General features: G+C 71.7%; 24 protein-coding genes, 1 tRNA gene and 3 pseudogenes. 14 read left to right on the top strand and 14 right to left on the bottom strand.

Going from position 1 to position 26,348, the window contains the following annotated elements; all coding sequences use genetic code 11:
* Positions 1 to 16 precede the first annotated feature (16 nt).
* A complete protein-coding gene (locus IE267_RS17985) occupies positions 17 to 892 on the bottom strand; it encodes a LysR substrate-binding domain-containing protein (RefSeq protein ID WP_167152490.1) in 876 nt (291 codons plus the stop codon).
* 429 nt (positions 893 to 1,321) lie between these two features.
* On the opposite strand from IE267_RS17985, the gene IE267_RS17980 reads away from it, so the two are divergent.
* The 3 genes from IE267_RS17980 to IE267_RS17970 all read left to right on the top strand — a co-directional run bounded on the left by IE267_RS17980 (position 1,322) and on the right by IE267_RS17970 (position 3,558).
* A complete protein-coding gene (locus IE267_RS17980; protein ID WP_189763907.1) occupies positions 1,322 to 2,407 on the top strand; it encodes a bile acid:sodium symporter family protein in 1,086 nt (361 codons plus the stop codon).
* A 208-nt stretch (positions 2,408 to 2,615) separates the two neighbouring features.
* A complete protein-coding gene (locus tag IE267_RS17975) occupies positions 2,616 to 3,149 on the top strand; it encodes an isochorismatase family protein (RefSeq protein ID WP_189763906.1) in 534 nt (177 codons plus the stop codon).
* A gap of 4 nt (positions 3,150 to 3,153) precedes the next feature.
* Positions 3,154 to 3,558 (top strand): (2Fe-2S) ferredoxin domain-containing protein, encoded by a 405-nt coding sequence (locus tag IE267_RS17970; protein ID WP_167152486.1) that lies wholly within the window; start codon positions 3,154 to 3,156, stop codon positions 3,556 to 3,558.
* A gap of 94 nt (positions 3,559 to 3,652) precedes the next feature.
* On the opposite strand, the gene fdhD is transcribed toward IE267_RS17970, so the two are convergent.
* Positions 3,653 to 4,492 (bottom strand): formate dehydrogenase accessory sulfurtransferase FdhD, encoded by an 840-nt coding sequence (gene fdhD, locus IE267_RS17965; RefSeq protein WP_167152484.1) that lies wholly within the window; start codon positions 4,490 to 4,492, stop codon positions 3,653 to 3,655.
* Positions 4,493 to 4,535: 43 nt separating this feature from the next.
* Positions 4,536 to 4,690 (bottom strand): annotated as a pseudogene (locus IE267_RS17960) (2Fe-2S iron-sulfur cluster-binding protein); the annotation flags it as partial.
* A 245-nt stretch (positions 4,691 to 4,935) separates the two neighbouring features.
* On the opposite strand from IE267_RS17960, the gene IE267_RS17955 reads away from it, so the two are divergent.
* Together IE267_RS17955 and IE267_RS17950 are read left to right on the top strand one after the other, a co-directional pair.
* Positions 4,936 to 5,874, top strand: coding sequence for a beta-ketoacyl-ACP synthase III (locus IE267_RS17955; protein ID WP_167156011.1), 939 nt, complete (start codon positions 4,936 to 4,938; stop codon positions 5,872 to 5,874).
* Positions 5,875 to 6,065: 191 nt separating this feature from the next.
* On the top strand, positions 6,066 to 7,241 hold the full coding sequence (locus IE267_RS17950) for a serine hydrolase domain-containing protein (RefSeq protein WP_189763905.1): 1,176 nt from the start codon (positions 6,066 to 6,068) through the stop codon (positions 7,239 to 7,241).
* Between the two features lie 82 nt (positions 7,242 to 7,323).
* On the opposite strand, the gene IE267_RS17945 is transcribed toward IE267_RS17950, so the two are convergent.
* Together IE267_RS17945 and IE267_RS17940 are read right to left on the bottom strand one after the other, a co-directional pair.
* Entirely contained in the window at positions 7,324 to 8,463 is a 1,140-nt protein-coding gene (locus IE267_RS17945; RefSeq protein WP_189763904.1) for a DUF6891 domain-containing protein, read from the bottom strand.
* Between the two features lie 81 nt (positions 8,464 to 8,544).
* Positions 8,545 to 8,895, bottom strand: a complete 351-nt coding sequence (locus IE267_RS17940) for a hypothetical protein (protein WP_189763903.1) — start codon at positions 8,893 to 8,895, stop codon at positions 8,545 to 8,547.
* Positions 8,896 to 9,117: 222 nt separating this feature from the next.
* On the opposite strand from IE267_RS17940, the pseudogene IE267_RS17935 reads away from it, so the two are divergent.
* A pseudogene (locus tag IE267_RS17935) lies at positions 9,118 to 9,799 on the top strand (GntR family transcriptional regulator).
* Positions 9,800 to 9,858: 59 nt separating this feature from the next.
* Here IE267_RS17935 and IE267_RS40155 read toward each other — a convergent pair.
* A complete protein-coding gene (locus IE267_RS40155) occupies positions 9,859 to 9,993 on the bottom strand; it encodes a hypothetical protein (RefSeq protein WP_268251561.1) in 135 nt (44 codons plus the stop codon).
* Between the two features lie 297 nt (positions 9,994 to 10,290).
* On the opposite strand from IE267_RS40155, the gene IE267_RS17930 reads away from it, so the two are divergent.
* On the top strand, positions 10,291 to 11,865 hold the full coding sequence (locus IE267_RS17930; protein ID WP_189763902.1) for an aldehyde dehydrogenase family protein: 1,575 nt from the start codon (positions 10,291 to 10,293) through the stop codon (positions 11,863 to 11,865).
* 36 nt (positions 11,866 to 11,901) lie between these two features.
* Here IE267_RS17930 and IE267_RS17925 read toward each other — a convergent pair whose 3' ends face one another.
* Complete coding sequence (locus IE267_RS17925; protein WP_189763901.1) at positions 11,902 to 13,233, bottom strand: DUF2254 domain-containing protein; 1,332 nt, start codon at positions 13,231 to 13,233, stop codon at positions 11,902 to 11,904.
* A 172-nt stretch (positions 13,234 to 13,405) separates the two neighbouring features.
* Between IE267_RS17925 and IE267_RS17920 the strand changes: the two genes are divergently transcribed.
* Together IE267_RS17920 and IE267_RS17915 are read left to right on the top strand one after the other, a co-directional pair.
* Positions 13,406 to 13,879 (top strand): hypothetical protein, encoded by a 474-nt coding sequence (locus IE267_RS17920; protein WP_229861292.1) that lies wholly within the window; start codon positions 13,406 to 13,408, stop codon positions 13,877 to 13,879.
* A 100-nt stretch (positions 13,880 to 13,979) separates the two neighbouring features.
* Positions 13,980 to 14,067 (top strand) — tRNA-Leu (locus tag IE267_RS17915).
* A 126-nt stretch (positions 14,068 to 14,193) separates the two neighbouring features.
* Here IE267_RS17915 and IE267_RS17910 read toward each other — a convergent pair.
* Complete coding sequence (locus tag IE267_RS17910) at positions 14,194 to 16,737, bottom strand: collagenase (RefSeq protein ID WP_229861291.1); 2,544 nt, start codon at positions 16,735 to 16,737, stop codon at positions 14,194 to 14,196.
* A 294-nt stretch (positions 16,738 to 17,031) separates the two neighbouring features.
* On the opposite strand from IE267_RS17910, the gene IE267_RS17905 reads away from it, so the two are divergent.
* On the top strand, positions 17,032 to 17,529 hold the full coding sequence (locus tag IE267_RS17905; RefSeq protein ID WP_189763899.1) for an NUDIX hydrolase: 498 nt from the start codon (positions 17,032 to 17,034) through the stop codon (positions 17,527 to 17,529).
* A gap of 42 nt (positions 17,530 to 17,571) precedes the next feature.
* Here IE267_RS17905 and IE267_RS17900 read toward each other — a convergent pair whose 3' ends face one another.
* Both IE267_RS17900 and IE267_RS17895 read right to left on the bottom strand, forming a co-directional pair.
* A complete protein-coding gene (locus tag IE267_RS17900) occupies positions 17,572 to 18,309 on the bottom strand; it encodes an SAM-dependent methyltransferase (RefSeq protein WP_189763898.1) in 738 nt (245 codons plus the stop codon).
* 68 nt (positions 18,310 to 18,377) lie between these two features.
* Positions 18,378 to 19,391 (bottom strand): helix-turn-helix transcriptional regulator, encoded by a 1,014-nt coding sequence (locus tag IE267_RS17895; protein ID WP_189763897.1) that lies wholly within the window; start codon positions 19,389 to 19,391, stop codon positions 18,378 to 18,380.
* Between the two features lie 117 nt (positions 19,392 to 19,508).
* On the opposite strand from IE267_RS17895, the gene IE267_RS17890 reads away from it, so the two are divergent.
* The 3 genes from IE267_RS17890 to IE267_RS17880 all read left to right on the top strand — a co-directional run bounded on the left by IE267_RS17890 (position 19,509) and on the right by IE267_RS17880 (position 21,486).
* A complete protein-coding gene (locus tag IE267_RS17890) occupies positions 19,509 to 19,913 on the top strand; it encodes a VOC family protein (RefSeq protein ID WP_167152437.1) in 405 nt (134 codons plus the stop codon).
* 115 nt (positions 19,914 to 20,028) lie between these two features.
* Positions 20,029 to 20,748 (top strand): rhomboid family intramembrane serine protease, encoded by a 720-nt coding sequence (locus IE267_RS17885; protein ID WP_189763896.1) that lies wholly within the window; start codon positions 20,029 to 20,031, stop codon positions 20,746 to 20,748.
* Between the two features lie 120 nt (positions 20,749 to 20,868).
* Positions 20,869 to 21,486, top strand: coding sequence for a TOPRIM nucleotidyl transferase/hydrolase domain-containing protein (locus tag IE267_RS17880; protein ID WP_189763895.1), 618 nt, complete (start codon positions 20,869 to 20,871; stop codon positions 21,484 to 21,486).
* 18 nt (positions 21,487 to 21,504) lie between these two features.
* On the opposite strand, the gene IE267_RS40150 is transcribed toward IE267_RS17880, so the two are convergent.
* The 3 genes and pseudogenes from IE267_RS40150 to IE267_RS17870 form a co-directional block, all read right to left on the bottom strand.
* Complete coding sequence (locus IE267_RS40150) at positions 21,505 to 21,627, bottom strand: hypothetical protein (protein ID WP_268251560.1); 123 nt, start codon at positions 21,625 to 21,627, stop codon at positions 21,505 to 21,507.
* Complete coding sequence (locus tag IE267_RS17875; RefSeq protein WP_189763894.1) at positions 21,624 to 22,670, bottom strand: CopD family protein; 1,047 nt, start codon at positions 22,668 to 22,670, stop codon at positions 21,624 to 21,626. The genes IE267_RS40150 and IE267_RS17875 overlap by 4 nt, the downstream gene beginning before the upstream one ends.
* Before the next feature lie 60 nt (positions 22,671 to 22,730).
* Positions 22,731 to 23,158: pseudogene (locus tag IE267_RS17870) on the bottom strand (protein-tyrosine phosphatase family protein).
* Between the two features lie 253 nt (positions 23,159 to 23,411).
* On the opposite strand from IE267_RS17870, the gene IE267_RS17865 reads away from it, so the two are divergent.
* A complete protein-coding gene (locus IE267_RS17865) occupies positions 23,412 to 24,752 on the top strand; it encodes a serine hydrolase domain-containing protein (protein ID WP_167152429.1) in 1,341 nt (446 codons plus the stop codon).
* Positions 24,753 to 24,836: 84 nt separating this feature from the next.
* On the opposite strand, the gene argG is transcribed toward IE267_RS17865, so the two are convergent.
* On the bottom strand, positions 24,837 to 26,285 hold the full coding sequence (gene argG / locus IE267_RS17860) for an argininosuccinate synthase (RefSeq protein WP_167152427.1): 1,449 nt from the start codon (positions 26,283 to 26,285) through the stop codon (positions 24,837 to 24,839).
* Positions 26,286 to 26,348 lie beyond the last annotated feature (63 nt).

Raw genomic sequence — 26,348 nt, 5'->3', positions numbered from 1 at the left:
CGGAACGGGCCGGCGGTCAGCCGGTCCCGCGCCCCCGGTGCAGCCGGTCGCCACCTGCCAGGATCGCCGAGGCCAGCGCGCCCGCGGCCTCCTGCGCGGCCGAGCCCTTTCGATTGTGCAGCAGGACGAAGTCGACGCCGCCGAGGTCCGGAAGGCCCGCCCGGGCGGGCAGCGGGTCGAGACCGGGCGGGATCAAGCCACGGGTGTGGGCCATCACGCCGAGACCGGCCCGGGCCGCGGCGATCAGGCCGCTCAGGCTGCCGCTCGTACAGGCGATGCGCCAGGAACGCCCGTGTTCCTCCAGGACTTCGAGCGCCCGGGCCCGGGTGATGCCGGGCGGCGGAAACAGGATCAGAGGCACGGGGCGCTCCGCGTCCAGGCGCAGCCCCGGTGCCCCGATCCAGCAGAGCTCGTCCGTCCACACCAGCTCTCCGTGGCTGTCGCCGTCCCGCCGCTTGGCGAGCACCAGGTCGAGGCGGCCCGCTTCGAGCCGCCGGTGCAGGGTGCCGGACAGCTCGACCGTCAGCTCCAGGTCGACCTCGGGGTGGTCGCGGCGGAAGGACTGGAGGATCTCCGGCAGCCGGGTCAGAACGAAGTCCTCGGAGGCGCCGAACCGCAGCCGGCCGCGCAGCCGCGTCCCGGTGAAGTAGTTGGCGGCCCGCTCGTGCGCGGCCAGGATCGTCCGGGCGAAGCCCAGCATCGCCTCGCCGTCCTCCGTCAGCCGCACGCTGTGGGTGTCCCGGCTGAACAGGAGCCGCCCGGCCGCGTCCTCCAGACGCCGCACGTGCTGGCTCACCGTCGACTGCCGCAGCCCGAGCCGCCGCGCGGCCTGCGTGAAGTTCAGGGTCTGCGCGACGGCGAGGAACGTCCGTAGCTGAGAGGCGTCGTACATGCCCCCACGCTAACGCTGCCCATCGCCGAACGTGATGACAGTGAGAGTGGTGTGCGGGATTCCCGATCGGAGAGGAGGGGAGGACCATCGAAAGGGCACGATCCGGGCTCGTACGCCGTGGCGCGCTCACGGTGTGGTGCATCGCCATGGCGCGAGCATCGCGAGCCCGCGTACGCGTAGCGCGCCCACATATGACCCGCCCCTACATGATCCGCCCACACGTATCCCGACCACATATTCCGAGCACGCCGACATCCAGAGCACGCAGGCATCGCAAGCACGCAGGCATCGCAAGTACGCAGACATGCAGAACACGCAAGCACGCAGGCATCGCGAGCACGCAAGCGTCCAGAACACGCAAGCGTCCAGAACACGCGAGCCCGCAGGCATCGCAAGCACGCAGACACCCCGAGCACGTAAGTGGAGCACATGAGCCGCCGCACCCCGAAGCTGCCGTCCTGGCTGCCGGTCGACCCGTACATCCTGGCGCTGCTCGGCACGGTGGGGCTCGCTGCCCTGCTGCCCGCGTCCGGGGCTGCGGCCCCCGTGGCGAGCGGCGCCTCGACCGGCGCCGTCGCGCTCCTCTTCTTCCTCTACGGCGCCCGGCTCTCGACCCGCGAGGCGCTGGACGGGGTACGTCACTGGCGGCTCCATGTCGCCGTCCTGGCCTGCACGTTCGTGGCGTTCCCGCTGCTCGGCCTGGCGGCCCGGGGGCTCGTCCCGTTCGTCCTGACGCCGGACCTCTACAACGGACTGCTCTTCCTTTGTCTGGTGCCGTCCACGATCCAGTCGTCGATCGCGTTCACCTCGATCGCCCGCGGCAACGTGCCCGCCGCGATCTGCGCGGGCTCCTTCTCCAGCATCGCCGGAATCGTGATCACGCCGCTGCTCGCGGCCGGCCTGCTCGGCAACAGCGGGGGCGGCCTCTCCGCGGACTCGCTCCTGAAGATCGTGCTGCAACTGCTCGTGCCCTTCCTGGCCGGGCAGTTCCTGCGACGCTGGGTCGGCGGGTTCCTCGTCCGGCACAAGAAGGTGCTCGGCTATGTGGACCGGAGCTCGATCCTGCTGGTGGTGTACAGCGCGTTCAGCGAGGGCATGGTGCGCGGCATCTGGCACCAGGTGAGCGTCGTCAGGCTCGGCGCGCTGCTCGTCGTGGAGGCCGTCCTGCTGGCCGCGATGCTCGCGCTGACCTGGTACGGGGCGAAGCGGCTCGGCTTCGACCGGGGTGACCGGATCGCGATCCAGTTCGCCGGATCGAAGAAGAGCCTGGCCGCCGGGCTCCCCATGGCCAGCGTCCTGTTCGGCGCCCAGGCCTCGCTCGCGGTGCTGCCGCTGATGCTGTTCCACCAAATGCAGCTGATGGTCTGCGCGGTGATCGCCAAGCGCCGCGCCCGCGACCCGCTGCCCGAGCGACTCGCGCAGGCGGGCGTGGACACGGACGTGAACACGGACACGGGCGCGGACACGGCTTCCGACGGGCAGGGCCGCACTCCGGGCGTACGGACGGGAAGCTAGCGGACCTCTGCGACGGCGGGCGACGACGGTGCCGGGAGAGTGTGACGAAGTGGCGCCGGGGGCAACGGAATTCACCCCTCCCGCATCCGGGCCACCCGCCGCGGTGCGGGACGCCCCCGCGCCCCCCGAGCCCCGCGCGCCGTGCCCGCATGGCCAGAACAGGTCCCCGGTCTCCGGTCTAGATCATCGGGGCCGGTACGGTGCGGCCATGACCGCAATCGAAGGCGAGCCCGCCATTCTCGACCCCGCGCACACCGCGCTCGTCCTCGTCGATCTGATGGACCGGATCACGGCGCTTCCGCTCGTCCCGCACTCCGGGGATCAAGTGGTCGACGTGTCAAGGGAGTTGGCGGGACGGTTCCGGGCGGCCGGCGCGGCCGTGGTGCTGGTCCGGGTGGAGCGGCCCGGTGTCGCCGTGCAGCCGCCCGGCAGCGATCTCGTCGCCGGGCTCGCCCAGGACGGCGACCTGGTCGTGGTGAAGCGCACCATCGGCGGCTTCCACCGGACCGGTCTGCACGAGACGCTCGCCGAACGCGGCGTCACCACCCTCGTGTTCGGCGGCATCGCCACCAACCTCGGGGTCGAGTCCACGGCCCGTGCGGCCGGCGACCACGGCTACGAGCTTCTGTTCGTCGAGGACGCGATGACAGCCCTGACCGAGGACGAGCACCGGGCGGCGGTCGCCCTGAACTTCCCCCGCCTCGGCCGGGTCGTCGCCGCCTCCGCCGTCGGGTTCGGCTGAGCGCATGCCCAAGTTCTCGATATCCGCGGCCGGTTCACGCCCCTGCACCCTCGTCGTCTGCCGCGGCTGCTGCTGCGGGGACGCCCGCAAGACCCCCGGCACCGACCACGCGCGCCAGCTGGAGCGGCTGCGCGCCGCGGCCGCGGAGTCCGGTGGACGGATCGCCGTGCGCACCACCGACTGTCTCGGCCCGTGCGGCCAGGCGAATGTGATCGTGGTCCAGCCCTCCGGCCCGGCCCGGCGGAGCGGGGCCCGCGCGGCCTGGATCGGCTGGGTCCTCGACGACGACGCCACCGACGACATCCTGGCCTGGGCCGAACAGGGCGGCCCCGGAGTCGCCGAGCCCCCGGCCACCCTCGCCCTCCAGCTGATCCCGGCCCCCGCCGAGGCCCGCAGGCGCGTGCGCTAGCGGGCCGGTCGCGGGCGGTCGGCCCGGACAAGGGGAAGGCCCGGCCGGCGCAGGGAGCGCTCCCCGCCGGCCGGGCCGCTCGTTCGGAACGGGGTCAGACGCCCGAGTGCAGGGCGATGCGCTCGTCCCCCGCGTACACGTTCATGGAGCTGCCGCGCAGGAAGCCCACCAGTGTCAGGCCGGACTCGACGGCCAGGTCGACGGCGAGCGAGGACGGCGCGGAGACGGCCGCGAGGACCGGTATGCCCGCCATCACCGCCTTCTGGGCGAGCTCGAACGAGGCCCGGCCCGACACGAGGAGGATGCAGCGCGACAGCGGGAGCCGGTCGTCCTGGAGCGCGCGGCCGACGAGTTTGTCGACCGCGTTGTGGCGGCCCACGTCCTCGCGTACGTCGAGCAGTTCGCCCTCCGGCGAGAACAGCGCCGCCGCGTGCAGACCGCCGGTCCGGTCGAAGACCCGCTGCGCCGCGCGGAGCCGGTCGGGGAGGATCGCGAGCAGTTCGGGCGCCACCCGGACCGGGGGAGTGTCGGCGATCGGGAAGCGGGCCTGCGTACGGACGGCGTCCAGGCTGGCCTTGCCGCACAGGCCGCACGAGGACGTCGTGTACACATTGCGTTCGAGGGTGATGTCCGGCACCTCTACGTCCGGCGCGAGCCGCACGTCGACCACGTTGTAGGTGTTCTGGCCGTCCGCCGTGGCCCCCGCGCAGTACACGATGGACCGGAGCTCGGCCGCGGCGCCGAGCACCCCTTCGCTCACCAGGAACCCGGCCGCGAGCGCGAAGTCGTCGCCCGGCGTACGCATCGTGATCGCGAGCGGCTTCCCGTTCAGCCGGATCTCCAGCGGCTCCTCGGCCACCAGGGTGTCCGGGCGGGCCGACACCACCCCGTCCCGGATGCGGATGACGCGGCGGCGTTCGGTGACCCGTCCCATGTCCTCAGTCCCTCGATCGCTCTCGTCAAACTCGTCGGGCTCGTCAGTCTCGCGTCTGCACGTGCTGGAAGCCGAAGCGCCCCTTGATGCAGAGGTTGCCGTGGGTCACCGGGTTGTCGTGCGCGAGGTGACCTCGACGATCTCATTGTCCTGCACATGGAGGGGGAGGTTGCAGCAGCCGCCGCAGTACGCGCGGACGTGTGCGGCACCGCGATCCGCCGCTCCGCGGAGACTTGTCTACAGTTTGTGCCTCGAAAGGGCCAGGACGCTCGATGCGCTTCGCGCGGGGGCCTCGCGGGCGAAACGCTGACACAAGGCTCCAAAGGTGCGGCAGTGAATCCTGTGGGATCTCGCGCCCCTGTACCCATCAGTAGCCACGAAGACTGGATGGCTCCGGATGTCAGCAGTCAATGCTCGTACCGAGGGGATCCGCCATGACCGGCATGCGAGGCTCACGTCTAGTCGCAGTCGGGCACTACCAGCCCGCCAAGGTGCTCACCAATGAGGACCTCGCCGAGCTGGTCGACACCAGCGACGAATGGATCAGCAGCCGGGTCGGCATCCGCACCCGGCACGTCGCGGGGCCCGACGAACCCGTGGACGAACTCGCCGCGCACGCGGGGGCGAAGGCGCTGGCCGCCGCGGGGCTGACTCCCGCCGACATCGATCTGGTCCTGGTCGCCACCTCCACCGCCGTCGACCGCTCCCCGAACACGGCGGCCCGGGTCGCCACCCGTCTCGGCATGGGCTCGCCCGCCGTCCTGGACCTCAACGTGGTCTGCGCCGGTTTCACCCACGCCCTCGCCACCGCCGACAGCCTGGTGCGGACCGGAACCGCCAGGCGGGCCCTCGTCATCGGTGCGGACAAGATGACGGCGGTGACCGACTGGACCGACCGCAGCACCTGCGTCCTGGTCGGCGACGGCGCGGGCGCGGCGGTGGTCGAGGCGAGCGAGGAAGCGCTGATCGGGCCGGTGCTGTGGGGTTCGGTGCCGGAGATGGGGCACGCGGTGCGCATCGAGGGCACCCCGCCGGTGTTCGCACAGGAGGGCCAGTCCGTCTACCGCTGGGCCACCACCCAACTGCCGCCCATCGCCCGTCAGGTGTGCGAGCGAGCGGGGCTCACCCCCGAGGACCTCGCCGCGGTGGTGCTCCACCAGGCCAACCTGCGGATCATCGAGCCCGTCGCACGCAAGATCGGTGCCGTCAACGCGGTCATCGCCCGCGATGTCGTCGAATCCGGCAACACCTCGGCGGCCAGCATTCCGATGGCCCTGTCCAAGCTGGTGGAGCGCGGCGAGATCGCCACCGGCGACCCGGTCCTCCTCTTCGGCTTCGGCGGCAACCTGTCGTACGCGGGGCAGGTCGTGCGCTGCCCGTGACGCGCCGCGCGGGGTCCGGGCCCGACCGGGCCGGCGACCGCCGCCGCACCGTCGGGCGGGGAATCCGCAAGGCTCCACGACACAGTGTCCATCCCAGTGGCCCCCGTCGCGGTGTCCATCCGGGTGGCCCCCCTTCAAGAGGGGGAGGAGGCCGGATGGATGGGGGACCGTGCCGTTCCTAGGCTCGCGACATGATCTTTCGTCGTGTGTGGTTGTCGGCCGGGGCGCTCGGCCTGGCCCTGTCCTGCCTGCCCTGCGTCGCGGCTTCGGCCGCGCCGGTCCCGAGCGGTCCCGGGTGGTCCCTGCAGCGCGATGCCGACGCGGTGCGGGACGCGGGGGTCACCGGGGTGGAGGTGCGCCTGGACACGCCGGGCGGGACGGTCACCGCCCGTTCCGGGGTGGGGGATTCGGCCACCGGCCGCCCGGTCCCCGCGGACGGTTATCTGCGTCTGGGCAGTACCACCAAGACGTTCGTCGCCACCGTCGTGCTCCAACTCGTGGGCGAGCGGCGGATCTCCCTCGGCCAACGGGTGGAGGACTTGTTGCCCGGGGTCGTGTCCGGTGCCGGCAACGACGGCCGGACCATCACCGTCCGCGACCTGCTGCGGCACACGAGTGGCCTGCCCGAATACGTCTCCGATGTCCTGCCGGAACCCACCGCGCGGGCCTACTTCGCCAACCGGTGGCGTACCTATCGGCCCGAGGACCTGGTGCGCCTGGCCATGCGTCACGCGCCCGCCTTTCCGGCGGGCACCCGCTGGGCCTACTCCAACACGAATTACGTACTCGCCGCGATGATCGTCGAGAAGGTCACCGGCCGCACCTGGGAGCAGCAGGTCCACGACCGCATCCTGCGCCCGCTCGGCCTGCGGGGCACCGACACCCCCGGCACCGATCCCCTTCTCCCGTATCCGCACGCGGCCAACTACCAGCAGTTCACCGTGAACGGTCCGATGGTCGACACCACGATCCCCTACCGGCCCTTCGACAGCGGGGCCGACGGCTCCATGACCGGCACGGCCCGCGATCTCAACCGCTTCTTCGCCGCGTTGGCGAGCGGCCGGCTGTTGAAACCGGCCGAACTCGCCGCCATGCGCACCACGGTGGCGATGCCGGACGACAGCGGCCACCCGAAGGGAACCCGGGACGGCCTCGGGCTCTTCTTCAACCCCCTTTCCTGTGGCGGGGGTTACCTCGGCCACGGAGGCAACGGTTTCGGCTACGACGTCCAGGCGGCGACCACCATGGACGGGCGACGGACGATCACCGTCGCCGCGCACAGCCGGTCGGCCGATCCGGGGACCTCGGCCCGACAGGAAGCCGCGGTGCGCGACCTCATCGACCACGCCCTGTGCCAACCCGCGTGAACCCTCGGGCTAGCCGATCGGCCCCGGCTGCCCAGCGAACGGTCGGACAGACCGGTCGAAGCTCCCGGCCGCCCGGCTGCACTCAACCGGTTAGGCGCTTGCGCCAGTCGAGCCGTGTGATGTCGAGGGCGCGTCCGGGATCGCCGTTCCACTCCACTGGCAGGCCGGAACGCTCCAGTGCGGCCACCACCTCGCGGCCCACGGACGCGGTGGTCCCCGGCAGGCCGTCGAACCCGCCGTAGTGCAGGGTCAGTCCGTGGCCCGAGGCGGCCGCATCCGTGCTCTGGGAGTGGAAGTACACGAAGCCGCGAGCCTCCGGCGATCCTGCCGCGCCGATCTCCGACTGGCCGCAGGAACGGCAGCAGCTGAAGTTCTCCCGGGCCGTGATGCCCGCCGCCTCCAGCGCGGTGAAGGCCCGGGTGAGCCGCTCGGGATCGGTCTCGCCCTGCCAGGTGGCCTGTTCGGCCACGCGCTCCAGCCATATGCGGTCCACCAATTGCCGGGCCTGTGCGAGTGAAATGGGGTGGACTCCGCCCGACACGAGATAGTCCTCGGCCAGCTCCGCGAGCTCCGCCCGTGTCGCATAGCCGCCCGCGATCACCTCACGGACGCGTGCTTCGAGCAGTCCCCGGTCCTCGTCCGTGAGGTCCAACTCGGGTACGGGCGCCGGGGGTTCGAACTCCAGCCGCTCCCACTGGAGCTCTGCCTTCCAGGTCTCGTCGGCGCGCGCCCAAGCCGTCATGGCGGCGATCACCGGGTCCGGCGAGCCGAGCGTCGCCCGGAAGTGCCGGTCGTACGCGCCGTCGCGGTACTCCAGCATGTAGCCGCCGGGGCCGGGGCCGGGGCCGGGGCCGGGGCCGGGGCCGGAGCCGGAGCCCGAGCCGGGGCTGGAGCCCGAGCCCGAGCCGGGGCTGGAGCCCGAGCCCGAGCCCGAGCCGGGGCTGGAGCCCGAGCCCGAGCCGGGGCTGGAGTTGGAGCCCGAGCCTTCGCTCAAGCCCTCGCCCGCACCTGCATCCGTACCCGCACCCACACCCTCGCCCGCACCCATTTCCTCGCTCTCGTGCCACACCTGCAGGAACACGTCCGGCAGGTCCGGTATCCGCTGGAGCACCAGGAACCTGTCGCCGTCCGCCCCTATCCGGCGCACCAGAGCGGCCAGTTGACCGGCCGTGACCCCGTTGTGCCGTCGGCCGTTCTCCGTGTCCACCGTGATCGCGAGCATGTGGCCCACTGTCGCACGGGCCACTGACAACGCCCTCGCGACGGCCCCCGTGCGGGGAAGGGCAACCACCGCGTCCGCCCGTCAGAGCCGGCGCCGGGCAGCCTCTACGCTGTCGCCCCCGCTGGTGTTGAATGCGATCGCGGCCCCCGGAGCGTGCCGGCGGACCAGGTTCACCACCAACTCGAAGAAGACGAGCAGAGGCTCGGGCTTGCGGATGCCGCCGCCGATGACGACAACGTCCCAGGCGCGCTCGGTGAGCGCCGCCACCACCGTGGACTCGGCCGTTTCGTCCAGCGTGATCAGCGTCATGGACGCCTCGATGCCGTGCTCGGCGAACCGGGCCAGTTCCCTGTCGAGGGCGGCGCGCACTCCGTCACCGTCCATGCCGGGCACGGAGTGCGGATCGATGCCGAGAATCAGAGTGGAAGACATGCTCCGAAGGACGTCCGGCGGGTCTGCCGAGTTCCGCCGCAGGGGCATGGCGTTGGACAGGTCCGCGGGACCGGTCGACAGTCATCGGCACTCGAAGAAGGAACCACGAACCTGTGCAACCGAATCCGGTCGAGCGTGTGCTGCGGGATTGCGTCGGTAGAAGGTGGACGATATTCAATTCGCTCGACCGGCTCTACACCCGTGGTGCCAGAGGGGGAAGCGATGTCGTCCGCAGGACTGCCGCAGGGGACCGTGCCCAAGCTGGAGCGGCCCGGGGCCGCTGCGCGAGCGCGTCCACGACGCCCTCCTCGAACTGATCGCCACCCGAACCCTGCGCCCCGGCCAGCACCTGGTCGAGAGTGAGCTCGCCGGCCGGCTCGGGGTCTCCCGGCAGCCGGTGCGCGAGGCGCTCCAGCGACTCAGCACCGATGGCTGGGTCGATCTGCGTCCCGCGCAGGGCGCGTTCGTGCACGAGCCCACCGAGGAGGAGGCCGACCAGCTGCTCTCGGTGTGCAGCCTCCTGGAGGCCGAGGCGGCCCGGCTTGCTGCGGCCAACTCCGGTTCGGCTGGGATCGCCGCCCTGGAGAGGCTGTGCGCCCAGGGCGAGCAGGCCGTCGCGGACGACGACGTGGACCTCGCGGCGGCGGCCGACGCCGCGTTCCGTGCCAAGGTCATGGAGCTGGCAGGAAACGTGGTGCTCGCCGAGCTGGCGGGCCAGGTCGACCGGCGGGTGCGGTGGTACTGCGCGCCGGTCGTCGGCCGACGCGGGAAGCAGTCCTGGATCGAGCACCGGGAGCTGGTTGCCGCGATCTCGGCGCGTGACGAAGGGCGGGCCGTGGAGGTCATGCGCGCCCACGCCGAGCACACGCGCACCACCGTCCACGAGCGATCCGACCGCACCTGACCGCACTGGGCCGCACCTGACCGCACGGGCCGCGCCGGGCCCCATGGCGGGTCCACCATCTACGTGCTGCTGTGGCCGAGCAGATCGCGGCCGCTCTCGCCGAAGCGGTACCCGCGCCCCTTGCCGTCCGTCACTTTGCGGTACCCGACACCCGCCGCGTGCCGCGGTTCACCGGATGCGGAACTGCCGCCCACGGGCGACCCCTTGGCGTCGAAAGAACCGTCCTTCGGAAGGGGAAGGGGAAGGGGAAGGGGAGGGGGAAGGGGAAGGGGAGGGGGAAGGGGAGGGGGAGGGGTAAGGGGGGGCGGGGTGGGATGAGGCGGGGAACAGGCCTCGCCGCGGGCGCTGGCCCCTCGCCGCGCCCCATCACGTGACGTCACTCACCTTCACGCCGTGTGCGTACCCAACCCCGCCCCGCCTCGCTACCGTCCGGTAACACAAGCCATCGCACCCCCGCCCCGACAGCCGTCGCACCGAGAGCGGAGTCCCTCATGGCACCCGGTCCCACCCCCAGCCCCACCGGTCTGAGCGCCCGCCCGACCCTCAAGCCCGGCACCGCCTGGTCCGACGCCTGGCGGCGCAGCCGGGCCGCCGCGCCGGAGGCCTTCCGGGACGACCGTGTCCTGAACCTCTGGGCGGGCCGGTGGCACGCCGACGGCCGCGTCCTCCCGGCCATCAGCCCCGTCGACGCCACCCCCATCGCGGGCCCGCCCCGACTCGACGGCCCGGCCGCCGCGCAGGCCGTACGAGCCTCGCTCGACCAGCACCGCGCATGGCGCCACGTCCCGCTCCCCGAACGCCGGGCCCGGGTGGGCGCCGCCCTCGACGCCCTGACCGAACACCGCGACCTGCTCGCCCTCCTCCTCGTCTGGGAGATAGGAAAGCCCTGGCGCCTCGCCCGGGCGGACGTGGACCGGGCCATCGACGGTGTGCGCTGGTACGTCGACACCATCGACACGATGCTGGACGGACGCACCCCGCTGCCCGGCCCGGTGTCCAACATCGCGAGCTGGAACTACCCGATGTCGGTCCTGGTCCACGCGATGCTGGTGCAGGCCCTCGCCGGCAACGCCGTGATCGCGAAGACCCCCACCGACGGCGGCGTCGCCTGCCTCACCCTGGCCGCGGCCCTCGCCGTACGCGAGGGCATCCCGATCACCCTGGTCAGCGGCAGCGGGGGCGAGCTGTCCGAAGCCCTGGTCCGCTCCCCGGAGATCGGCTGCGTCTCGTTCGTCGGCGGGCGCGACACGGGCGCCCGTATCGCCACGGCCGTGGCCGACCTCGGCAAGCGGCACATCCTGGAACAGGAGGGCCTCAACACCTGGGGCATCTGGAACTTCAGCGACTGGGACGCCCTCGCGGCCGTCGTTCCGAGGCTCTTCGACTACGGCAAGCAGCGCTGCACCGCCTACCCCCGGTTCGTGGTCCAGCGTGCCCTCTTCGACCGGTTCCTCGCCGCCTACCTGCCGGCCGTGCGGTCGGTGCGCACCGGCCATCCGCTGGCCGTCGAGCACCCCGAAGACGCCCTGCCCGCACTGGACTTCGGGCCGCTCATCAACGCGGCGAAGGCCAAGGAACTCGGCGATCAAGTGGCCGAGGCGATCGACCGGGGCGCCGTCCCGCTGCACCGCGGGAGCCTCGCCGACGGCCGTTTTCTGCCCGGACAGGACACCGGCGCCTATCTGCCGCCGGTCACCCTCCTGAACCCGCCGCCGTCCTCGCCCCTCTTCCACGCGGAACCGTTCGGCCCGGTCGACACGATCGTCCTGGTCGACACGGAGGCGGAGCTGCTCGCCGCGATGAACGCCTCCAACGGCGCCCTGGTCGCCACCCTGTCGACCGACGACCCGGCGACGTACGACCGGCTCGCCCCGCACATCAGGGCGTTCAAGGTGGGCCGCGGCAAACCCCGCTCGCGCGGTGACCGCGAGGAGCTCTTCGGCGGCTTCGGCGCCTCGTGGCACGGCGCGTTCGTCGGCGGCGAACTCCTCGTACGGGCCGTCACCGAGGGCCCGGCCGGCGAGCGCGCCCCGGGCAACTTCCCGGCGCACCAGCTGATCCCGTAACGCCGGGTCCCACGACGTCGGACCGGCACGGCCATCTCACCCGATGCCCTGCCGGTCCGGTTCCAGCGCGAAGGCGCGCTCCGCCTCCGGGACCGCGAGCGCGACGGACCGAACGAGCAACTCCCTTTGCCGCAGCAGCGGTTGGCGCCGCTCCTCGGGCGCGATCCGGAGCAGATCGTCGAACCCCGCCATGATGCGCCGGGTCACCTGCGGGCTGCCGACCGCGCAGATCCGGATCTCGGCGAAGGCGAGATCGACGAGGTCCGCCCAGCCCGGCACGTCCTGCACCAGCCGGATCTCGCCCTTGCCGTCCGGATGGCCCACGGCGCCCAGCGGCCGGTTCGCCAGCACCGTGAGCAGCTGGACGATCCGGTCGAGGCACAGGACGGCGGTGGTCGGGTCGTTGATGGCGCGGGACAGCGCCCGCAGAGCGATGTCGCACAGCTGCCGAAGCCCGAACGCCAGGTCCTGGTGGAACGTGCGCTCCACCCCGACCATCACCGTGTAGCGCAGCGCCCCCCGCGCGGGCTCCCTGCCCTGTTCGCTGCCGTGCACCGAGAGCAGGGGTGTGCCCGGCACCACGAAGTCCCCGATGCGGGGCAGTAGCCGCAGCACGACGCCCTGCCCCCTGGCGGCACGTACGAGGCGGGCGATGTTGACGTCCCGCAGCACCCCGGCCTGCCCGGCGTACCCGACCCGCCCGATCTCCGGGCCCACCACCGCCTCGTCGAAAGCACCCCGCGGCATCCTGTCCAGGACCCGCAGACACTCCCCGGTGATCCGGTCGACGACGTGCCCGACCCGCATGAGCCGCAGCGTCGAGTTCACGTAGGCGATGAACAGGAACAGGCTCAGCGCGACCATGAACAGCGTGAGGACGCTCTGCACGAAGGGCACGGTGGTCACGCGCCGCGCCTCGGCCTCGCTCTCGAAGGAGGTGAGGACGAGCAGCGACAGCGTGAACGTGGCCAGGAAGACCGCGAAGGTCAGCTTGGTGATGCGGGACCGCACGAAGATCCGCACCACGCGCGGGGTGAACTGGCCGCTCGCCATCTGCACGGCGACCAGGGAGATGCTGAACACCACACCGATGAACGTCATCATCGCCGAGCTGACCGTGCTGACCACGGGCTTGATGTCATTGACGATTCTGATGAGCTCGTCGATCTCGGCGAAGTTCCGGTGCTCCTGGAGCAGCCGGACGAGGGCCGCGTCGAGTTCGGACGCGCCGGTCCACAGCAGGAGGATCAGCACCATGGCGGCGGTGGGCGCGAACCAGAAGGTGTCGCGCAGGTGCTCCCGCAGCGGCGAGAGCGCACGCGGCCGCCGGTATCCGCTGCCTCTGTCCTTGTCCTTGCCCTTGCTCACCCGGCGAGGCTAGGCCTGCGCCTCAGTGCTGAGGCCGCCACGCCACCGAGTGGTCCCACAGTCGTACACACATTGGTCCTCACGGAGTACGAATCTGTACATCCGCGTCAGAAGAATGGAAGGAAACCAAGCAGGCCCCCATCCAGCCCGAGCCGAACCAGGAGCGATTGCCATGCCTCCGAAGCGCACCCCCCGCCGGCCCCGGACCATCGCCGTCACCGCGGTCTCGGTCCTGGTGGCCCTGGGCTTCGCGGCCTTCGTCGCCGTACCGGCCGCGAAGGACTGGTACCAGAACCGCCACGACGAGGCCGCCTCCTACCGCTCGGGCAAGGAGGCGAAGGGCGACCGCATCTCGGTGCCCCGCTGGCTGCCCGACGAGGCGAGGCGCATCGAGTACGCGATGAAAACCACCGGCGGCGACCGCCTCATCAAGGCCGCCCTGCCCTCGCGGGCCTTCCCTGCCGGCTGCAAGCCCCACAAGCCGGACACGACCCCGCGCCCCCCGGCCATCAGGTCCACCTGGTTCCCGAAGAACGCCGAGCGGCGCGCGGAGGCGCGCTGCGGCCTGTACTACGCGTACATGGAGGGAAACACGCTGTACGCCTGGCAGGCCAACGACGACTGGGCCGCGGAGAGGGGGGTCTGACGCTCCCCTGACCACGCAATATGCGGGTGAACAGCACCTCGAACCCCTGGTAGAGTTCTCTATGTCGCCGCGGGGAACACACCGCGAAGACAGACACCTTGTCCGGGTGGCGGAATGGCAGACGCGCTAGCTTGAGGTGCTAGTGCCCTTTATCGGGCGTGGGGGTTCAAGTCCCCCCTCGGACACCAGCAGAAACCCCAGTTGATCTGGGGTTTTTCGCGTTTCTGGGGGATGTGCCCCGCCCCTCCCGCCACCGCGGTCGGTGCCGTCCCGGGGATCCGGAACGGCACCGCACACGGTCGACGGGCCCGGGGTCAGTACGCCGTCGTCAGCGTCACCCCGCTGAAGGCGCTCTGCCCGTACAGGCTGATGTAGCGGTAGCCGGCGGCGCTGTTCGTGACCGTGATGCTCTCCGCGTTGCCGGACTTCGCCGAGCGGGCGGTGTAGGCCGTGGTGGTCGCCCAGGTGCTCGGGTTGTAGTAGAGGTCGGCGTTTCCGGTGCCGCCCGTGCTGGTGATCTTCAGGGTCACCTTTCCGGCCGGCAGGTAGAGGTAGAAGTAGTCGAGCCCGCCCGCGGCCGCCGAGAGGGCGGAGCGCGAGCAGTTCCGGCCCAGGACGCGGGTGTCGGGGTCCGTGCAGTTCGGCGGGGCGCCGGTCACCGCGACGGACCGGGAGGTGGTGGCGGTCAGGCCCTTCGAGTCCGTGACGGTCAGGGCGATCGTGTACGTACCGGCGGCCTGGTAGGTCTTCGACGGGTTGGCGGCCGTGGAGGTGGTGCCGTCGCCGAAGTTCCAGGAGCGCGCGGTGATGGTGCCGCCGGTGTCGGTGGACCGGTCGGTCAGGCCCACGGTCAGGCCGGAGACGGCCGCGTCGAAGGCCGCCGTCGGGCCGCTGCCCGTGCTGCCGCCGCAGGCGCCGGCGGCACACGCGTCGAGCCAGGTGTTGAAGTCGGCGTCGTAGCGCGTGCCGATGCCGGTGCCGTAGACGGCGTACGCGCCCTGGTAGTCCCCGGAACGGAACTTGGCCAGCATGTTCTGGACGTCCGCGGGGTGCTTCTCGACCATGTAGCGGGTGGCCAGATAACCCCACGGATAGGTGCGGGTCAGGTCGGAGTTGGCGTACGAGCTCTGCCACAGGGTGCTCAGCGCGTAGGTGTGCTGGGCGGCGTCCGCGATGGCCTCGGTGTCGGCCATGCCGCGGTAGCTGTACGAGACGTACTCCGCGAAGCCCTCGATCCACCAGATGTCCGGCACGTCCTGCCCGGCGTTGAAGTCACCGGCCATGTCGTAGCGGCCGTCGAGGTAGTGCGTGTACTCGTGGTTGAGGTTCCAGATGTCGCCGGGGAAGCCGTCGCCCACGCTCTTCACGTAGGACAGGAAGCGGGCCTGGTTGGCCGGGTCGGAGGGGTCGCCCTCCAGGTACTCGCCGCCGTTGTCGGTGCTGTTGCCGAAGATCCAGCCGGAGTACGTCTGGTAGTCCTTCGGGCTCGCGAACGTCACGATCTGGATGTTGGTGTTGTGGTCGTTCGCCACCGGGCCGCTGTCCTTCACGATGCCGTGGAAGTAGGCGTCCTGGCCCTTGACGCTGGTGCAGGCCGCGGCGAGGGCGGCGTCGCTCAGCGACTGGGCGCGGAAGGTGTGGTCGGCGTCGCAGTTGTACGTGATCGGCAGCGCGGCGGCGGTGAGCTGGCCGACGAAGTCACAGGTGCCGTAGTACGAGCACTGGGCCTGGTCGTAGGCGTCCGTCATCGCGGCCACCGCGACCCACAGGGGCGCGGTCGGGCCGGTGATGGCGGAGACGCCCAGCAGGCTCTTGACCAGCGGCCGCACCTTGGCCTGCAGCGCGGGCGTGTCCAGGAAGCGGGCCATCTCGCTGCCGGCGTTGGCGTCCAGGTAGAACCACGCGTCGTTGAGCTTGGCCAGGTGGTTCTGGGCGAAGGCGCTCAACGTGTCGATGATGCTCGGATCGGCGGTCACCGCCGCGATGTACGCCGGGTTCCAGTGGCCGCGGAAGAGCGGGGTGAACACGTCGTTGACGGCGGTGTCCATGCTCCAGTACGCGTCGTAGGAGCTGTTGTAGGCGTTGAGCACCTTCTTGTACGTGGCCAGGTAGCGGGCCTGCTCGTTGGCGCTGTCGGTCAGGATCAGCACCTCGCCCATGATGTCGCCGTTGGCCGCGCTGACGTCCATGAAGTGCGGGGACGCGGTGAACGTGTCCAGGGCGGCCTCGATGGCACCGGCCAGGGCCGTTCCATAGGGACCGACGGCATCGGCGTTGTAGGACTGCACGTAGTATCCGGCGCGCAGGAACAGCACGAGCTGCCACACGTTGGCGGAGTTGTCGCCCGGGTAGGAACGGGCGCTGCTGTCAAGGGCGTTGGCGACGGTGACCATCTGCGGCTCACGGAACGCGTTGTGGGCGTCGGTCCCGGTCAGGCTGAACAGGGTGTTGACGCAGCCCGTGGTCGACGCCTGGATGAAGGCGACCAGTGCGGACCCCGTACGGCTGCCGAAGTCGCCCGGTGTGCAGGAGGCGGCGGCTCCCTTCGTGGCCCCGTTCCGTGTCTTCTGCGGCACCGGTGAGGTTGTCGGGCGCTTGGGGGGAAGGTGCGCCTTGTCGATCGGGGTGCGCCGGGCATCGGAGCGGTCGGACACCTCGGCCGTCGAACTCAGCGGCTTGGGAGCCGAGTTGGGCTTGGGCGCGCTCGCATAGGCGGCGGTGCGGGCCGCGCCGGTCGGGCCGTCCGCGGCGGCCGCGCGGCTCGGCTGCGCCAGTACGGCGATGCCCAGGCAGAGTGCGAGGGCGAGGATCAGGAAACCGGTGAGACTTCGTCTCAGTCCCTCTGGTCGGGTGTTCACGTGCCGCCTCCCAGCGGTGTGAAGGCCGCGCCCGGGGCGCGACGGTGGGGGATACCGCGGGCCGGGCCACCCCGCCGCCCCTGGCTCCGGGGCGTGCGTCCCCGGCTCGGGGACGCGATGCCCCGACCTCGGGGCGTGGCGGAGCGGACCCGTCGACCCACGGGCCTGGCCGATCATTTGGCATGAACGCGACTTACGTCTGTGCGCTCTGTAAAATTGCATATGTCACATGGCTTGGGAAGGGAGTGCGGGTAAACCCGAGGCAATTCCTGGGGGGTGCCCTACCGTGAGCGCATGGTGGAGAGGCAGCGCGGCCCGGTGGTGGTCGACCGTGGCGTCGAGGTGCCGGTGCCGGCCGACGACGAGGTCTGGGTGGTCGGCGCGGTGATCCTGAACCGGCAGGGCAGGGCCTTCGCCCAACGGCGCAGCCCCGACCGCCGCCTCTTTCCCGGCTGTTGGGACATCGTGGGCGGCCACGTCGAACCGGGGGATTCCCTCATGGCGGCCCTCGCCCGGGAGGTCGAGGAGGAGACGGGCCGGCGGCTGCGCCGGGTGCGCGCCCTGCTGGGGACCGGCAGCTGGACGGGCGACGACGGGGGCGGACCGCGGCGCGAGGCGGACTACCTCGTGGAGGTCGACGGCGACCTGGACCACCCCGCCCTGGAGTGGTCCAAGCACACCAGCTACGGCTGGTTCGGCGCCGAGGACCTTCCTCGGCTCAAGGCGGGCCGGGCTCCCGCGGAGCATTTCATCCATGACCTGATCGCCACGGCGCTGGGGAGCGAAGGCTGAACTGGCGCACCTGTGGCGCCAGTTGGACCTACCTAGTTGGACCTACTTGGACGAGCGGCGCAGGACCAGGGACGCGAAGCCGAACGCGTCGCGGTAGGCGCGCAGCCATTCGTCGCGGTGGGTCGATGCCGCCCGCAGGGCCTGGGCGCTGTCCGGGTCGTCGGGGTGGTCGAGGGCCCACGAGGACAGCGATCCCGTCCAGGACCACTCGTAGGCGTCGAGCTCCGCACGGGTGCTGAGGTGTCCGTGGACGGGGGTCCATCCGTCGGTCACGACCTGGTCGAGGAGGCTCGGCAGGGCGTGGAGATCGCCGAGCAACTCCTCGGCCTCGGCGGAGGGTTCGCGCTCCCAGTAGCCGTCGCCGATCAGGACGCGGCCGCCCGGTGCGAGATGGGCGCGGGCCGCGGCGAGCGTGGGGAGCAGGCCACCGAAGGCGTGCGCGGAGCCCACGCTGACGACCAGGTCGAAGACGGGTTCGGCGGCGAAGCGTGCCGCGTCCTCGCGGTGGAGCACGAGCCGGTCGTCCACGCCTTGCTCCCGGGCCGCCTCCCGGGCACGGCTGAGAGCGCTCTCGGCGATGTCCACGCCCTCGGCCCGCAGCCGGGGATGCGCGGCCAGTGCCCGCAGCAGCCACTCGCCGCCGCCGCAGCCGAGGTCCAGTATGCGGGCGTCGTCGCGCGGGACGCCGTGTTCCAGGAGGAGGCGTACCGCGTCGTCGTCGAGCGGGGCCGCGATCGGGTGGCCGGCGTGGGCGAGTCGGGAGATCTGTTCACGGTTCATCGGGGGAGCGTGGCACGGGGTGCGCCCGTGCGCACCGGCTTTCTCCGAGTTTTCCGACGCGCCCTGGTTCACGGCCCCTTGGGGTCGGGCGGTGCGGCCGCGCGGGCGAGCCGCTCGGCGAGGGCGGCGACGAGGTCGCGGAGTTGGGCGGGGCGCTCGATGGTGAACGGGAGGTCGAGCGTCGCCAGCACGCCGGGCAGCCAGTTGAGGCGCTCCACCCTCAACTCGGCCCGGAAGCAGGGGGGTTCGGAGTCGCCCTCCGCGCTGGGCGGCAGTTCTGTCAGGGTGGCCAGATCGGCGGGCAGGTGGAGGCGGATCTGCTCGGCCGTCCCCTGGATGCGCAGGCTCACCTCGTGCCGGTACGGGGCCTTCGCGAGCCCGGACAGGACGCGGTCGGCGGGGTCGGGGCCGGTGGGCGCAACGAACGAGCCGGGCAGGGTTCGCGCCACCGAGATGCGGTCGAGCCGGAACGTCCGGTCGGCGCCGATCGCGGGATCCGTACCCGTGACGTACCACTTGCCCGAGTGGGCGACGAGCCCGTGCGGATGCAGTGTGCGTTCACTGCGTCGGCCGTCCCCGCCGGTGTACCGGATCATGACCGGCCGGTGATGGCGCACGGCGTCGGCGAGCGGCAGCAGGACGGCGCCGGGGGGCGGGCCGGGCGGGGCCGGAAGAGCACCGCGCGGAGCCGTGAACGTGAGCGCGCCGAGGACGGCGTCGAGGCCTCGGCCGAGCCGCTCCGGCAGCACCCGGCGGATCTTGGCCGCGGCCGTCTCGCTCGCCACCCCCGTACTCGTCATCAGGCCCGCCCGCTGTCCGGCGACGAGCCCGAGGAGCACGGCGAGCGCCTCGTCGTCGCTCAGCATCAGCGGAGGCATGCGGTAACCGGGGGCCAGCCGGTAGCCGCCGTACCGGCCGCGCACCGATTCGACCGGGACGTCGAGGTCCAGGAGGTGCTGGGTGTAGCGCCGCACGGTCCGCTCGTCCACGTCGAGTCGTGCGGCCAGTTCGGCCACGGTCCGGGTGCCGCCGGACTGCAGGAGTTCGAGGAGGGTGAGCACGCGGGCTGTGGGTCGGGCCATACCCGGAAGTCTCTCGCGAATACCGGGCGGATTCTGTCCGGTATTCGTCCTAGCGTGTGACCGGAGGCGCGGAACGCCCGCCTCCGGACAGCCCCTCACCCACCTCGGGAGATCACCATGGACTTCGTCTCGATCCGCGTCATCACCGGCGACATCACGCGCCTCGTCGGCTTCTACGAGGGCGCCACGGGGGCCACGGCGCACTGGTCCACCGAGGACTTCGCCGAGCTCAGGACCGCCTCGGCCACCCTCGCGATCGGCAGCACCCGCACGGTGGGGATGTTCGCGCCGGGCGCCGCGCACCCGGCCGACAACCGGAGTGTCATCCTCGAATTCCGTGTCGAGGACGTCGACGCGGTGCACCGGAAACTGATCGACTCCGGTCTGGTCGACGCGTGCGTCCAGGCGCCCACCACCATGCCCTGGGGCAACCGCTCACTGCTCGTGCGCGACCCCGACGGCCACCTCGTCAACTTCTTCACGCCGGTCACCGAGGACGCTGCCGCGCGGCTCGCCCGCTGACGCCCGAGGGTGGCCCGTACCGGGTCCCACCTGGGACGTCCGTCGTCCGCCGGACTCCGCGCGGCCTACTATGCACCCGGGGAGTTCCGGACACAGGGGCAAGGGGGCACGGCGCATGGGCAGGACCACGCAGGGGTGGGACGGGGCCGGGCGAGGGACCGCCGACGACCTGGTCGCGGAGGCGCGCAGGGCACTCTTCGTCATGTTCGGGTTCATGGCGGCGGTGTGGGCCCTGCAACTCGTGAACTGGCTGGGTGACTACCGGTTGGACCGGGAGTTCGGGCTCGTCCCGCACGACGTGAGCCGGCTGCCGGGCATCCTGGTCGCGCCGTTCCTGCACTTCGGCTGGAGCCATATCGAGGCCAACTCCGGGCCGCTGTTCGTCTTCGGCTTCCTGGCCGCCTACCGGGGCGTGGTCCGCTTCCTGTGGCTGACCCTGCTCGTCGCGACGACGAGCGGCCTCGCCGTATGGCTCTTCCAGGACACCCACACCCTCGGAGTGGGCGCCAGTGGCGTGATCTTCGGATACTTCGGATACGTGGTGCTGCGCGGCCTGTTCGACCGGCGGCTGATCGACACGCTGATCGGCGTGGTCATGGCGGCGTCCTTCGCCTACCTGGTGACCGTGGCCGTCCCTGGCACCCCCGGGGTGAGCTGGCTCGCGCACCTCGGCGGCCTCGTCGGCGGCATGGCCGGGGCGTACCTCCTGCGCGACCGCCGCGATCCGGTGCCGGCCGCCGCGACCGCGACGCCCGCCGTGACCGGGGCGCCGGCCGCGCCGGACCCGGCCCGTGCCGAACTCCACAAGGAACTGCGGGACTTGGGCCTGCTCTGAGCCCTGATGTGCGCGCACGTCGCGCGCTCTCCCGCCACGTCCGGCGGGTGCCGTGGGGGGAGTGCGGGGCGGGAGGCGAAATCAGGTGCCGTGGCGGCGGCCGGAGTGCAGACTCGCCCCATGGCGGATCCATGGGCATTCCGGGAGGCGGTCGGGCTCTGGGCGGCCGGCGGCTCCTGCGGCCGGGCGACCGAGCTGGCGGCCGAACTCGGGCTGCGGACGGCGGTGTTGCTGGAGGGGCCGAGCGATCTCGCGGCCGTCGAGGCGCTCGCCGGGCTGCGCGGCCGCGATCTCGGCGCGGAGGGGGTGTGCGTCGTGCCCATGGGCGGGGCGATGAGCGTGGGCCGCTACGCCGGTCTCCTCGGCCCGCCCGGCCTGGGCCTTCGCCTCACGGGGCTCTGCGACGAGCGCGAACGGCGCTACTACGAGCGCGCCCTGCGGGGCGCGCGGGCGCCGCTCCCCGGCTTCTTCGTGTGCGCGGCGGACCTGGAGGACGAGCTCATCCGCGCCCTGGGCACCGCACGGGTCGAGGGCATCATCGCGGCGGAGGGCGATCTGCGGGCCTGGGAGACCTTCTTGCACCAGCCCGCTCAGCACGACCGTCCCCGCCACCCTCAACTGCGCCGGTTCCTGGGCACCAAGAAGGGCCGCAAGATCCGGTACGGGCGGCTGCTCGCGGAGTCCCTCGACCCCGCGAACGTGCCGGCTCCGCTGGACGCCCTCCTCGCGAGCCTGTGACCGCGCGCCCGTCAGGGATCAGGCGACGGCCGCGTCCCCGCGGCGGGCCAGCGCGTCGGACGTCCGCACGGTGATGCAGAGGGAGGCCGCGAGGGTGAGGACAGGGGCCGCGCCCGCGGTGACGATGCCGGCGCTCGTCACCGGCTGCGGGCTGCCCGCCTCGGACCGGGCCGAGCCGCTGAGGAAGGGGGCACGCCCAGGACGGCGATGCCGAGGGCGACCTCGGCCCGGACGACCTTCGGGAAGTGACACATCGTCAGATGCAGGAGCGAGCCCGTGGCGTCGGCGCGGCGGGCCCGGGCGATGCGGGGCATCAGCCAGAACTGGTTGACCCCGCCGGCCGTGACCATGGCGAGCACCAGCAGGACCTTGACGAGCAGGAAGAACCCGTAACGCGTGGTCCACAGCTGGCCGATGCCGCCGACGTGCTTCCAGCTCATCCAGAGCCCCGAGGTGAGGACCGCGCCGACGCAGACCAGCGCGACGAGGCTGAAGCGCCGCCACACGTCCGCCCACAGCGCGCCCGCGCCCGCGCTCAGGCGGCCGCGCGTCGTGGTGAGCGCGGCGAGGACGGCCAGACCGCCGATCCACACGGTGCCGCTGACGATGTGGATCTGGTCGAAGACGAGGTCGAACGTCTTGTCCGCGTTCTTCGGCGCGGTGGCCGGCACCGCACCGACCGGCGTCACGGCGAGCGAGAGGGGCAGGGCGGTGAGCGCGAGCGCGTCGAGGCATCTTCGCGCGCGGGGCAGGAACAGGGCGATCAGGGCCGCCGACGCCAGGGTCAGGAGGACGTTCTGCACCACGTAGACGGTGCCCTGCGCCACCCAGGCGCCCTTGGCCGCGGGCGCCCTCAGGAAGTCCCCGATGTTCCCCGGGGCGAGCGCCTCGCCGAACGGCATGCCCTTGCCGGCCCGGGCGACCCTACCGGCGAGCTGGAAGTAGCCGCTCACGAGCAGGACCGCCCCGGCCCAGGCGAGGTACAGCGCGGTGCGCCGACGCAGCACCTCGACGTCCCCGCGCTCGTTCCCCGGTGCGCGCAGGGCGGGGCGGAAGGTGGTGGCGTGGGTGACGGTGGCGCCGATGGCCCCGGACAGGCCGAGGAAATAGCCCGATTTCGTCAGGATGCGCCAGAGCGGGGGCGTGCTGTATCCGGCCGAGGCGGCCAGGTGAACGAGAGTCATGAGAGGTGAGGCCAACCTAAGTAAGTCAAGGCTTGGTTAAGCAGCCCAGGGCCTGGCTCCTCAGGCGAAACGGGTCACGAAGCGCCGCTGCCAGGGTGTTTCGACCGCCCGGTGCGCATAGTGCCGCCGCACATGGGCCACGGCGTCCGCGGCGGGACGCCGTCCAGGACGGCGAGACAGGCCAGGGCCGTACCGGTGCGGCCCAGGCCGCCGCCGCAGGCCACCTCCACACGCTCCCGCCCGGCTCGCGCCAACAGCGTACGCAGGGCCGTGGCGAACCCTGCCCGGTCGGACGGCAGCCAGAAGTCCGGCCAGCGCACCCACTGGTGCTCCCAGCCGGTCGGCTCCGGGCGGCGGCCGAGCAGGTAGAGGGCGAATTCCGGCTCGGGGCCCACGGGCGGCGGGTTCCTCAGGCCCCTGCCGCGTACCAGGCGTCCCGACGGGAGGCGCAGGACGCCGTCCGCCGCGGGGTCCCAGGTCGTGTTCATGAGCCGAGGGTAGTGGGTGGATGCCCGGCCCAACGGCCTTTCACGGTGCGGTCGTTGGCGGTGGCGCAAGCGCGCGTCGGCGGCCGGTGGCGCACGGCCGCGGGCGGGGCGCAGCACGGGGGCGGCCGTCCCGCAAGCCGGGCGCCACCATGCGGGGCCGACCCGGCGGGCCTAGCGTGGTAGCGGAGTGACGTCCCTGTCCGGATGCCGAACGCGGCGTCCGGACGTTCCTCGACCGGCAGGAGGCCTGCCCGTGAGGTACTCACCGACCCAGTGGCGCAGAGCGTGCGCGGGAATCGCCGCCGCCGCGTTGCTGACCGTACCGGCGGGCGTCGGCAGCGCTTACGCCGCCACCACGCCCCCTGCACCGACCCCCTCCGCCTCCGCGTCCAACGGCTCCGGCTTCGCCCGGATCACTCCCGCCGTCACGGCGCGACTGGACGCCGCGATCCAGAAGGTGATGCGCGAGGCGAACGTCCCGGGTGTGTCCGTCAGTGTGTCGGCCCCCGGCAGGGGCACCTACCTCAAGTCCTTCGGGGTCGCCGACAAGGCGACGGGCACGCCCATGACGCCGGACCTGTTCGTGCGGATCGGCAGCGAGACCAAGACCTTCACGGTGACGGCCCTGCTCGAACTGGTCGACCAGGGCAAGGCGGGCCTGGACGACCCGATCGCGAAGTACATCAAGGGCGTCCCCAACGGCGACAAGGTCACGCTGCGCCAGCTCGCCGAGATGCGGAGCGGCCTGCCCAGCTACACGGAGGACCCCGCCTTCGTCCAGGCGCTGCTCTCCGACCCGAAGCGGCCGTTCACGCCCCAGCAGCTGCTCGCCTACGCCTACAAGCAGCCGATCCAGTTCCCGCCCGGTACCAAGTACTTCTACTCCAACACCAACCTGATCCTGCTGGGTCTGGTCGTGGAGAAGCAGGGCGGCATGCCGCTCGGGGACTTCATCCAGCAGAAGGTCCTCAAGCCCGCCGGTCTCAAGAACACCAGCTTCCCGACCGGCGCCGAGTTCCCGAGCCCGCATCCGCAGGGCTACACCAACCAGACCCTGGACGGCAAGGAAGCCGTCACCACCGACTGGAACCCCTCCTGGGGCTGGGCGGCGGGAGCGATGATCTCCACGCTCCCTGACCTCAAGAGCTGGGCCCGTACGGTCGCCACCGGCACCCTGCTCTCCCCGAAGACGCAGGCCGAGCGCCTCAAGGTCCTCCCGACGGGCATTCCGGGTGCCGGGTACGGCCTGGGCATCATCAACGTCCAGGGCTGGATCGGTCACAACGGATCGCTGCCGGGCTACGAGACCTTGACCGTGTACCTGCCCGAGTCGCAGGCCACGATGGTGGTGGTCCTGAACACGGACATCCTGGACGGCAAGACGGAACCGAGCACGCTCTTCGGCCAGGCGGTCAGCAGCATCGTGACGCCGGGGCACGTGTTCAACCTGCCGGTGCCGGAGCCCCGTCCGTCCTCGTCGACGTCGGCCTCCTCGTCGCCCTCGGCTTCGTCCTCGCCGTCGTCGAGCTCGTCACCCTCGTCATCGGCCTCGCCGTCGGCCTCGTCCTCCTCGGCCACCCCGTCGTCCGGGTAGGCGGGAGGCGGCAGTCGGACCCCCACGACCGCGGCGGCCCGTTCCCCTCGGGGAGCGGACCGCCGCGGTCGTGGGCGCGGAACGTCAGTCGGTGCCGAACTCCATCGCCGCACGGTCGAGCAGCTCGTCGTCACCGGAGACCTGGCCGCGCGAGGCGATGACCTCGGCGCCGCCCTCCGGCATCGAGCCGATGAGGCCGGTCGCCGCCGCCTGGGCGGCGCCGATCAGCTCCGGGTGCGCGGTGCCGACGATGCCGAGGCCGGCGTACTGCTCAAGACGGGCACGGGAGTCCGCGATGTCGAGGTTGCGCATCGTGAGCTGGCCGATCCGGTCCACCGGGCCGAAGGCCGAGTCCTCGGTACGCTCCATCGACAGCTTGTCGGGGTGGTAACTGAACGCGGGGCCCGTGGTGTTGAGGATCGAGTAGTCCTCACCGCGCCGCAGCCGCAGCGTCACCTCGCCGGTGACGGCCGAGCCGACCCAGCGCTGGAGCGACTCGCGGACCATCAGCGCCTGCGGGTCCAGCCAGCGGCCCTCGTACATGAGCCGGCCGAGACGACGGCCCTCGTTGTAGTACTGGGCGAGGGTGTCCTCGTTGTGGATCGCGTTGACGAGCCGCTCGTAGACGGCGTGCAGCAGCGCCATGCCGGGCGCCTCGTAGATGCCGCGGCTCTTCGCCTCGATGATCCGGTTCTCGATCTGGTCGGACATGCCCATGCCGTGGCGGCCGCCGATGGCGTTGGCCTCCATGACCAGGTCGACCGGCGAGGCGAACTCCTTGCCGTTGATCGTGACCGGGCGGCCCCGGTCGAAGCCGATCGTCACGTCCTCGGTGGGGATCTCGACGGAGGGGTCCCAGAAGCGCACGCCCATGATCGGCTCGACGGTCTCGACACCCGTGTCCAGGTGTTCAAGCGTCTTCGCCTCGTGGGTGGCGCCCCAGATGTTGGCGTCCGTGGAGTACGCCTTCTCCGTGCTGTCGCGGTAGGGCAGCTCGTGGGCGAGCAGCCACTCCGACATCTCCTTGCGGCCGCCGAGCTCGGTCACGAAGTCCGCGTCCAGCCACGGCTTGTAGATCCGCAGGTGCGGGTTGGCGAGGAGGCCGTAGCGGTAGAACCGCTCGATGTCGTTGCCCTTGAAGGTCGAACCGTCGCCCCAGATCTGGACGTTGTCCTCCAGCATCGCCCGCACCAGGAGCGTGCCGGTGACGGCACGGCCGAGCGGGGTGGTGTTGAAGTAGGCGCGGCCGCCGGAGCGGATGTGGAACGCGCCGCAGGCGAGTGCCGCCAGGCCCTCTTCGACCAGCGCGGCCCGGCAGTCGACCAGGCGCGCGATCTCGGCACCATAGGCCTTCGCACGGCCGGGCACCGACGCGATGTCGGGCTCGTCGTACTGGCCGATGTCGGCGGTGTAGGTGCACGGGACGGCACCCTTGTCGCGCATCCACGCGACCGCGACGGAGGTGTCGAGGCCGCCGGAGAAGGCGATGCCGACGCGCTCGCCGGCGGGCAGGGAGGTGAGAACCTTGGACATAGGAAGAGTATGCATCTTCCTGAATGTTTATGCAACCCGACTTCGGTGCTCGGTGGATTCTCG

This window comes from Streptomyces xanthochromogenes (assembly GCF_014650455.1).
In the GTDB taxonomy this organism is placed as follows: domain Bacteria; phylum Actinomycetota; class Actinomycetes; order Streptomycetales; family Streptomycetaceae; genus Streptomyces; species Streptomyces xanthochromogenes.
The sequence above is the reverse complement of the archived record's forward strand: the minus strand, read 5'-3'. Positions and strand labels throughout refer to the sequence as shown.